Source organism: Mesorhizobium sp. WSM4830 (genome assembly GCF_055811495.1).
Map to the genome: position 1 here is coordinate 316,102 of NZ_JBVVQI010000004.1, position 8,431 is coordinate 324,532.

An 8,431-nucleotide genomic window follows, 5' to 3' on the forward strand; every position below is an offset into this window, starting at 1 on the left:
GCGGAGAGAAATCTCCGCCGTTTTGTTTTGTGCGCTCGCGATATTATGCGTCCGCCAGTGTCGAGGCGTCTTGAGGGTCCGTGGTTTGCGTCCCATATCTTGCGTGAACAGGATCCGGCTCGAACGGGCGGGTCCGTCACCGCAATCTGATCCGGTGCCGCGAAGCGGGCCGGTGACGGAAGGAGACAGGCATGAATCTTGAAAAATATTCCGAGCGTGTGCGCGGCTTTATCCAGTCCGCGCAAACCATGGCGCTTTCCCGAAATCACCAGCAATTCACCCCCGAACATATCCTCAAGGTCCTTGTCGATGACGACGAGGGCCTGGCTGCGTCGCTGATCGAGCGCGCCGGCGGCAATGTCCGCGACGTCAAGCTCGGCGTCGAAACGGCACTGGAGGCAATGCCCAAGGTCGAGGGCGGCAATGGCCAGCTTTATCTGGCGCAGCCGCTGGCAAAGGTGTTTTCGACTGCCGAGGAACTGGCCAAGAAGGCCGGTGACAGCTTCGTCACCGTCGAACGGCTATTGCAGGCGCTGGCCATGGAAAAATCGGCCAAGCCCGCCGACATCCTGTCCAAGGCGGGTGTCACGCCGCAGGCGCTGAACCAAGTCATCAACGACGTACGCAAAGGTCGCACCGCCGATTCGGCGAGCGCCGAGCAGGGCTACGACGCGCTGAAGAAATACGCGCGCGACCTGACGGCGGACGCCCGCGCGGGCAAGCTCGATCCGGTCATCGGCCGTGATGACGAAATCCGCCGCACCATCCAGGTGCTGTCGCGTCGCACCAAGAACAACCCGGTGCTGATCGGCGAACCCGGTGTCGGCAAGACGGCGATCGCCGAAGGGCTGGCGCTGCGCATCGTCAATGGCGATGTGCCGGAATCGCTCAAGGACAAGCAGCTGATGGCGCTCGACATGGGCTCGCTGATCGCCGGCGCCAAATACCGCGGCGAGTTCGAGGAGCGGCTGAAGGCGGTGCTTTCCGAAGTCACGTCTGCCGCCGGCGGCATCATCCTGTTCATCGACGAGATGCATACGCTGGTGGGCGCCGGCAAGGCGGATGGCGCCATGGATGCGTCGAACCTGCTGAAGCCGGCGCTGGCCCGCGGCGAACTGCACTGCGTCGGCGCCACCACGCTCGACGAATACCGCAAGCATGTCGAGAAGGATGCGGCCCTTGCCCGCCGCTTCCAGCCGGTCTTCGTCAACGAGCCGACGGTCGAAGACACCGTCTCGATCCTGCGCGGCCTGAAAGAGAAATACGAGCAGCACCACAAGGTGCGCATCTCGGATTCGGCACTGGTCGCGGCCGCAACCCTGTCCAACCGCTACATCGCTGACCGCTTCCTGCCGGACAAGGCGATCGACCTGGTCGACGAGGCCGCGTCGCGGCTCCGCATGCAGGTCGATTCGAAGCCCGAGGCGCTGGACGAGATCGACCGCCGCATCATGCAGCTCAAGATCGAGCGCGAGGCGCTGAAGGTCGAGAAGGACGATGCCTCGAAGGACCGGCTCGCCCGCCTCGAGAAGGAACTCTCGAACCTGGAGGAGGAATCGACCGAGCTGACCTCGAAATGGCAGGCCGAGAAGCAGAAGCTCGGGCTTGCCGCCGACCTCAAGAAGCAGCTCGACGAGGCGCGCAACGAACTTGCCATTGCCCAGCGCAAGGGTGAATTCCAGCGCGCCGGCGAACTTGCCTATGGCAAAATCCCGGAACTCGAAAAGCAGCTGCAGCAGGCCGAAGCCAGGGATGGCAAGGCCGGCATGGTCGAGGAAGTGGTCGGCCCCGATCACGTCGCCCATATCGTCTCGCGCTGGACGGGGATCCCGGTCGACAAGATGCTGGAAGGCGAGCGCGACAAGCTGTTGCGCATGGAAGACGAGGTCGGCAAGCGCGTCGTCGGCCAAGGTGAGGCGGTACAGGCGGTGTCCAAAGCGGTTCGCCGCGCGCGCGCCGGCCTACAGGACCCGAACCGGCCGCTCGGCTCGTTCATGTTCCTCGGGCCGACGGGCGTCGGCAAGACCGAATTGACCAAGGCGCTGGCCAGCTTCCTGTTCGACGACGAGAGCGCCATGGTGCGTATCGACATGTCGGAGTTCATGGAGAAGCACTCGGTCGCCCGGCTGATCGGGGCGCCTCCCGGCTATGTCGGCTATGAGGAAGGCGGCGCGCTGACCGAAGCGGTACGGCGCCGGCCCTATCAGGTCGTGCTGTTCGATGAGATCGAGAAGGCGCATCCGGACGTCTTCAACGTGCTGCTGCAGGTGCTCGACGACGGCCGGCTGACCGACGGGCAGGGCCGCACCGTCGACTTCCGCAATACGCTGATCATCATGACGTCCAATCTCGGCGCCGAATATCTCGTCAATCTTAGCGAGGACCAAGATGTCGACGTCGTGCGCGACGAGGTGATGAACGTCGTCAGGGCTTCGTTCCGGCCGGAATTCCTCAATCGCATCGACGAGGTGATCCTGTTCCACCGGCTGCGCCGCCAGGATATGGGCCAGATCGTCCAAATCCAGCTCAAGCGGCTGGAAAACCTGCTTGTCGACCGCAAGATATCGCTTTCGCTCGATCAGGAGGCGATCGACTGGCTGGCGGCCAAGGGTTACGACCCGGCCTATGGCGCGCGGCCGCTGAAGCGGGTGATACAGAAGGAATTGCAGGACCCGCTGGCGGAAAAGATCCTGCTCGGCGAGATCCTCGACGGCTCGACCGTCAAGGTCACGGCCGGCTCCGACCGCTTGAACTTCCGCTCGAAGCCGGCAGTCGTGGCAACCGAGGCGGCCGCCTGACTTCAAGCCAAGAGCCTGTTCCATCCCGATCGAATCGGGATGGAACTCCTATCTTCAATTTTGACCATGATCTTTTCCGAAAAATCGGCCGACCTTCGGTTCAAGGTCTAACACCACTGGCGGGGCGCAGATGACGTTGGACGACTACAACAGTTTCTGCGCCTCGCTGCCTTCGACGACCCACGTCGTGCAGTGGGGCGGCGCGCATGTCTGGAAAGTCGGCAGCAAGGTGTTTGCGATCGGCGGCTGGAGTGAAGGCAAGGAGCCGTTCGTCACCTTCAAATGCTCCGATATCGCCTATGACGTGCTGAGGCAACAGCCCGGCCTTCGGCCGGCGCCGTATCTCGCCTCGCGCGGCATGAAATGGATCCAGCGCCGGACAAGCGAAAGCATGGATGATGAGGCGCTGAAGGACTATTTGCGCGAAAGCCACCGTCTTGTCGCGCTGAAGCTGACGAAGCAGGCACGCAAGGAATTGGGGCTCACTGTCGGTTGATCGGCCAGAAATCCGCCATCTTCATGCCCGGTTCATATTGGAACCTTATGGTTGACAACTGATTTGCCGTCGAAGGGGTTCGCCTGCCGCATCGGCCCGAAGATCGAATTCGATGTTCGGAAAGCACGATGCGGAGATACAGGTGTTGGAGCGACCTTTGCGCGTCCGAAAGGACGCGCGGCTCTGAGGGGACAACGCCGACGGCGGCATTTACGGACCGGAGAATCTTGGCCACCATGTTGCGCACCATCTTCACCCTTTCAGCGCTTGCTGCCGGGCTGCTGGCGTCTAATGCGATGGCCTCACCGCTGGCGGACACCGTACCGGGGGTTGTTCGCGCTGCCGATACGGGCGGCGTTCTGATCGCCCAGAACGGCAATCTCGATATCTACTACGACGCCAGGGGAAACCGCGTCATCGTCGATGCGGAGACCGGCAAGGTTATCGCCATCCAGCCGCCGCAGACCAGGCTCGACCGCCGTGCTTTGCGCCGTGAGCGCTTGCGCAATCTCGGGCCGGTCGAGGACGACCGCTATTATCTCGACGACCCGCAGGACATGGCGCGCTACCGCCGCAGGCAATTGGAAGACGAGGGCAGGATCATCGTGCCGCCGGCCGACGACTACGATCTTAATGGCGACAATTCGGTGGAAGCGTTCCCCGAAGCGCCACGGGATGACGGCTACGGCAACGATTATCCGGAGGCGGCGCAGCCGGTGAAGCCGCGCACCATCGAGCGCCAGCCGCTCAACGAGGCCTCGATCGAGCCGGTCGAGCCGACAGTGCCGAACGAGCAGGCGGCCTTGCCGCCAGACACAGCCCCGCCGCCAAACACTGGCGGCAAGACGGCGGTCGACCCGTCGCTTGCGCTCGGCGCCCGCGAGGACGTGGCGGCGCTGCAGGTGCTGCTCGACCGTGCCGGTGCGTCGCCCGGCGTCATCGACGGACGGTTCGGCTCGAATGTCGACAAGGCGCTCGCCGCCTATAATGAGATCACCGGCAGCAATCTGAAGTCGACCGACGCGATCGGCATCCAGGCCGCCCTGGCGCAATCCGGCGGCGATGCCTTCGCCCCCTATGCGATCACGCCCGAGGATGCGGCCGGTCCCTATGTCGCATCGATACCGGAGGACTACAGCCAAAAGGCCCAGCTCGATCGCATGGGCTACACGTCGGTGCCCGAAGCGCTGGCCGAGCGCTTCCACATGGACGAGGCCTATCTGAAATCGCTCAATCCGGAGGCCAATTTCAATCGTCCAGGCACCATCATCAAGGTCGCCAATTTCGGGAGGCTGGTGGCGACGCCGGTGGCGCGCATCATCGCCGACAAGGCCAACAAGCAGGTCCGCGCCTATGATGCGGCGGGCAAGCTGGTCGCAGCCTATCCGGCGACTATCGGCTCATCGGACACGCCGTCGCCGTCCGGCACGCATACGGTGTCGCGTGTCGCGCTGGACCCGAACTACACTTACAACCCGAACATCAATTTCAAGCAGGGCGAAAACGACAGGATCCTGACCATCCCGCCGGGGCCGAACGGCCCGGTCGGCTCGGTCTGGATTGCGCTGGACAAGCCGACCTACGGCATTCACGGCACGCCGGATCCGTCAAAGATCGGCAAGACTGAGAGCCATGGCTGCGTGCGGCTGACCAATTGGGATGCGCGCGAGCTGGCCAAGATCGTGACGCCCGGCGTGACGGTGGAGTTCGTCGAGTAGGGTATGTTGATATTCAGGTGATGCCGGCCTGCAAACGGCGGCTTCCTGCGCTTCCGGTGCTCACGTACCCAAAAGTACGCTCCGCTCCGGTTCTCGGAAGCCACCATTTTCGGCTCGGCCTGACCTGAATCTCAACACACCCTAAAGCGGACAGGCGTCGCTCCATTCACCCGATGACCTTGCGCAGCAGTGGCGCGCGCAGTGCCGCGGCATAGATCAGCTGCACCACCAGGATGAAGCCGACGCTGAGCAACGGGCTGATCAGACAGAGTGCAGCGCCGACGGCCCACAGGATCTGTGCCTTGACGATGCGCAGATAGACCGTTCGGGTGGTCTCCGCGTCGACACCTTCGGCTAGAAATCCGTTCTTGTCCGCATAGCGCCAACTGGCGAGCAGCGTCAGGCCGAGCATCAAAAGATTGAGCCAGTAGACGATCACCGCAGTCCTGAATTCGAGGAAGTCGGCGAGAAGGTCGGTCGAGAACGGCAGCAAGGCGATGAAGCCGAGGAAGCAGAGGTTCAGCGTGGCAAGCCGCCGGTCGGATTTTGCAATCAGCCCGTGTTGCGCCTGCTGGCCGAACCAGAAGATGGTCAGCGTCAGGAAGCTGAGCGCATAGGTCAGGAAGCGCGGTGCCAGTGCCGTGATCGCGGTGATCAACTCGCTTTCGGAATGCACCGTTTCATGCGCCGGCACCCTGATCTCGAGAACGATCAGGGTGAGCGCGATGGCGAACACGCCGTCGGTGATGCCGACGACGCGCCCGCGCCCTTCCGCCGAGGGTTCGAGCGGTCGTTTCATGCGGTATTTCCCCCTTGTCCGTAGCGCTGCGAGAAGCTTAGCACGGCATCTGTCGTTTGCACCCGGAGCGCCGTGATCCTGCCTGTGTGGCCAGGTGGGGCCTGGTTTCAAGGAGAACACCGTGCTGGCCGGTTGTCGCCGGCGCGCCGGCGATCTAGGTAAGGCGGCATGCACATGCCAACCAAAGTCGGTACCGGTGCCGTTCCCCTGACCGGCTCGCTTCCCGCTGATACGTTCTGTCCGCAGGCGCAGCGGCGGTTCGTGCTGATCGCCGCGATCCTGGCTTCCGCGCTCGGCTTCATCGACGGGTCGGTCCTGGCCATTGCGACGCCGGCGATCCGCGTCGATCTCGGCGCCAGCCTTGCCGAGGCGCAATGGATTTCCAATGCCTATGCATTGACGCTTTCAGCCCTCATTCTCGTCGGCGGCGCCGCTGGCGATCGCTTCGGCCTGCGCCACTCTTTCGTCGCCGGCATCGTGCTGTTCATTGCCGCCTCGCTTGCCTGCGCGCTGGCGCCTAACCCGGCGATGCTTATTGCATTTCGGGCTATCCAGGGTGTCGGAGCGGCCATCATGGTGCCGGGCAGCCTGGCCATTATCGCCAAAGCCTATCCGAAAAAGGAGCGCGGCCGGGCGATCGGCATCTGGGCCGCCGCATCGGCACTGACGACGGCGCTCGGCCCGGTGCTGGGCGGTTTCGTGCTGTCGGCGTTCGGCGATGGCATCTGGCGGGCGATCTTCGCCATCAATCTGCCGCTCGGTCTTGTCTCGATCTATCTTCTGCTGGCCAAGGTCCCTGCCGACGCGCCGGCGGAAAAGCGCAGCCTCGATCTCGGCGGCGCTGCACTCGCCATATTGGCGTTCGGAGCTCTCGCTTACGGCCTGACCTCGATGAGCGGCGACGGGGAGGGGCTGATGTCCGGCCCGAGCATTGCCGCCGGTGCGGTTTTGCTCGTCGTATTCATCGTCTTCGAGCGCCGGCGGCGCGAGCCGATGATCGATCTGTCGCTGTTTCGGATCGGCGCGTTCGCGGGCGCCAATGTGGCGACCTTCTTCCTTTATTTCGCGCTGTCGGCCAATCTGTTCTATCTGCCGATGCTCATGATCGCCGGATGGGGGCTGAGTGCCGCCGAGGTCGGCTTCATATTCCTGCCGCTGTCGGCACTGATCGCACTGTTGTCCGGACCGGTCGGCCAGTGGTCCGACCGCATCGGGCCTCGCTTTCCGATCGCCAGCGGCAGTCTGGTTGTGGCTCTTGCCTTTGCCGGACTTGCCTTGCTGGCCTATTGGGGCATCCACAATTTCTGGCTGGGAGTATTCCCGCTGATGGCGTTGATGGGGCTCGGCATGGCGCTGGTGGTATCGCCGCTGTCGACCGCCATCATGACGGCGGTCGAGGACAAGGATACGGGTGCGGCCTCGGGCATCAACAACGCCGTCTCGCGCATCGGCGGCCTGATTGCCGTGGCGGCGATGGGATCGCTGGCGGCCTGGGTTTATGCTGGCGTGCTCGGCACCGGTGCCGGCTCCGGCATTCCGGGTTTCGGCGAACCGCCGCCAGCCGGCCTGGCGCCCGGCCTCGATGCGGCACGACTTGCCGCCAGCGACGCGGCATTCGCCGCCGTTGCCGCGGTGACCGCGCTGCTTTGCCTGCTTTCGGCAATCACTGCGTGGACGACGGTTTCGGGCGAGCGCCTGCCATGGGCGCGCGACACGGCGAATCAGCAGGGCTGACGACGAAAAACGTCGGCTCAGCCTTCGATCTTGGCGCTCGCGACCTTCAACTGATTGCTGTCTTCCTGCTTGAGCAGGTCGTCGATGCGTTCGCGCTCGCGCTTGAAGGCGACGAGGTCGTCGCCCTTCAGCGTCTTGCCGACCGGCAGGCGGACGCGCATCGAATCGACCTTGGTGCCGTTGACGATCAGTTCGTAATGAAGATGCGGACCGGTGGAGAGGCCGGTTGAGCCGAGATAGCCGATAACCTGACCCTGGCGAACGCGAACACCCGGCTCGATGCCTTTGGCAAAGGCGCTCTGGTGATTGTAGGACGTCTCGTAGCCATTGGCGTGACGCAAGATGATCTGTTTGCCATAGCCACCGGCCCAGCCGGCCTTTTCGACGACGCCATTGCCTGCGGCGATGATCGGCGATCCCACGGGAGCTGCCCAGTCGGTGCCGGTATGCATTTTCACATACCCCAAAATGGGGTGGCGCCTGGCACCGAACCCGGACGTAAATCGGCCATTGGGCAAGGGATTGCGCAGCAGAAACTGCTCGGCGCTGCTGCCATTTTCGTCGAAGTAGTCGGTGCTGCCGTCCTGCATCTGGAAACGGTAGAAATTTCTTGTCGTGCCGCCGAAAGTCGCGGAGACGTAAAGCAGCTCGGATTCGTCGGACGCCTGGTCGTCGCCATCGGGCTGCGAGAACAGCACCTCGATGCGGTCCGTGGGATTGAGGCGCGACTGAAAGTCGACACTGGATGCCAGCAACTTGATCAGCCGTTGCGTCATCGCCTTGGACATGCCGTAGGAATAGGCGGTGCGGTAGATGCCGTCATAGATGTTCGGCAGATTGCCGCGCACTATGGGCGCAGGCGAATCGTCGAACGCCGTCAGCAATT

The 8,431-nt window shown here is 63.4% G+C and carries 6 protein-coding genes (1 of these 6 cut by a window edge); 4 read left to right on the plus strand and 2 right to left on the minus strand.

What is annotated here, in order from left to right:
* Positions 1–191 precede the first annotated feature (191 nt).
* The 3 genes from clpB (at position 192) to AC0L2Y_RS08540 (ending at position 5,012) form a co-directional block, all read left to right on the plus strand.
* Positions 192–2,798, plus strand: coding sequence for an ATP-dependent chaperone ClpB (gene clpB / locus AC0L2Y_RS08530; protein WP_473555303.1), 2,607 nt, complete (start codon positions 192–194; stop codon positions 2,796–2,798).
* A gap of 130 nt (positions 2,799–2,928) precedes the next feature.
* Entirely contained in the window at positions 2,929–3,294 is a 366-nt protein-coding gene (locus AC0L2Y_RS08535) for an MmcQ/YjbR family DNA-binding protein (protein ID WP_473555305.1), read from the plus strand.
* 236 nt (positions 3,295–3,530) lie between these two features.
* Positions 3,531–5,012 carry a L,D-transpeptidase family protein gene (locus tag AC0L2Y_RS08540; protein ID WP_473555354.1) on the plus strand — a complete coding sequence of 494 codons (1,482 nt, stop codon included), beginning with the start codon at positions 3,531–3,533 and terminating at the stop codon, positions 5,010–5,012.
* 166 nt (positions 5,013–5,178) lie between these two features.
* Here AC0L2Y_RS08540 and AC0L2Y_RS08545 read toward each other — a convergent pair whose 3' ends face one another.
* Positions 5,179–5,811, minus strand: a complete 633-nt coding sequence (locus AC0L2Y_RS08545; protein WP_473555307.1) for a TMEM175 family protein — start codon at positions 5,809–5,811, stop codon at positions 5,179–5,181.
* A gap of 174 nt (positions 5,812–5,985) precedes the next feature.
* On the opposite strand from AC0L2Y_RS08545, the gene AC0L2Y_RS08550 reads away from it, so the two are divergent.
* Positions 5,986–7,545: an MFS transporter gene (locus tag AC0L2Y_RS08550; protein ID WP_473555308.1), complete on the plus strand. Its 1,560-nt coding sequence runs from the start codon at positions 5,986–5,988 to the stop codon at positions 7,543–7,545.
* 17 nt (positions 7,546–7,562) lie between these two features.
* Here AC0L2Y_RS08550 and AC0L2Y_RS08555 read toward each other — a convergent pair whose 3' ends face one another.
* Positions 7,563–8,431, minus strand: the 3' end of a protein-coding gene (locus AC0L2Y_RS08555; RefSeq protein ID WP_352491795.1) for a M23 family metallopeptidase. Its footprint extends 1,090 nt past the window's final position; the window shows 869 of its 1,959 coding nt (coding positions 1,091–1,959); its start codon lies off the right edge, out of view; its stop codon occupies positions 7,563–7,565.